At 36.9% G+C, this 1,238-nt stretch carries 1 protein-coding gene; it reads right to left on the bottom strand.

All coding sequences use genetic code 11. The features are described from left to right. Window positions 1–422 precede the first annotated feature (422 nt). A partial coding sequence (locus JQC92_RS22355; RefSeq protein WP_205001727.1) for a transposase occupies window positions 423–1,238 on the bottom strand: 816 nt, incomplete at its 5' end.

The following is a 1,238-nucleotide window of genomic DNA, read 5'->3' as shown; positions in this document are numbered from 1 at the left end:
AAAAGCTAAAAGCAAAAAATTTATAATCCAACTTTCGCTGAATTAAATTTGCATGTTCAAAGTTAATTAAAACTTTGAAAGTTTGCATGAACATCATCATTGATAAATTTTTTGGTTACCTCATCCTGAGATGGATAACTTAGACAATCTATCTTTGTGAGTGCTCACACAGATTTGCTTGATATATTGTTAAAGAGCAATGATTGATTTAATCAATCTCTAACTCGGCGTGTGCCGTGTCAGTGGTTGCGCATTATAGGGAGTCAGAGATTTTACGCAAGCGCTTTTTGATAAAAAAATAAGGTTTTTGGCATAACTGGATAGATTTTAAACTCAACGTATATTTTTAGTTCGTTTCGTACTTATTTCACTCATTTAAACGCTTTGATTTTTTTCAATAGTGCGGACACTTTCGGCGTTTTTCATGCCGCTATTGCTCCGTACTCTTCAAACTCACTAACGACTTGAGATACTTTTTCGTCACTCGGGTCGATATCTAACTTGCTTAAAATGATTTTCATTAAGTGCTGGTTGAACTTACGACGTTTCCAGCTTGCTATTGAAATCACCGTTTCACCATGGCTTTCTTTACTCAAAGCATCTTCAAACTTAAGTACATTTAAAGCGGCCAACGACGCATTGATGTGAGTGTGTATTGCTTCTTTGTTGCGAGCCTGACAATCCAGCAGCCCGGTGAATTGCTTAGCATCTCTAAATACAAACTCAATTTGGAATCGAGCTTTGTAGTAAGAAATTAACGTCGTTGCATCAAGCTTTGTATCTGTCGAGAACAGTAAAACTCGTACTGATTTTCCATGCCTATTACAAATTAGCATGACCACTTTGATGTCTCTTTCCAAGCAAACAGAATACAAAACAGCACTATAAACTTGAATAGTTTCTTCAATCTTTCCAACATATTCAAAACGATGCAGATCTTCAACGGAATTTACTTTTCCATCAAATCTCTTGGGCCGACCTAAGCCAGAATAATTTCCCTTAAATAACCAACGTAAGTTGGCATCACTTCTAAGTTTTCCTACTACATTGAGTCCAGTACCGACTACTGGAGTAACAAACTTATATTTGGTGTAGAAGCTATCAATAGCCATATAGTGAATATGATGCTCAATTAAGAGTGGTGCAACACGAACGGCTTGGGCAGCATACAAATCAACTCGTGTGACTTCTGTTTCATTTTCATCAGCAGGCTTTGGAACGTCAATGGTTTGTTGTGC

Source organism: Parashewanella hymeniacidonis, assembly GCF_016900895.1.
GTDB classification, from domain to species: Bacteria; Pseudomonadota; Gammaproteobacteria; order Enterobacterales; family Shewanellaceae; genus Parashewanella; species Parashewanella hymeniacidonis.
The sequence above is the reverse complement of the archived record's forward strand: the minus strand, read 5'-3'. Positions and strand labels throughout refer to the sequence as shown.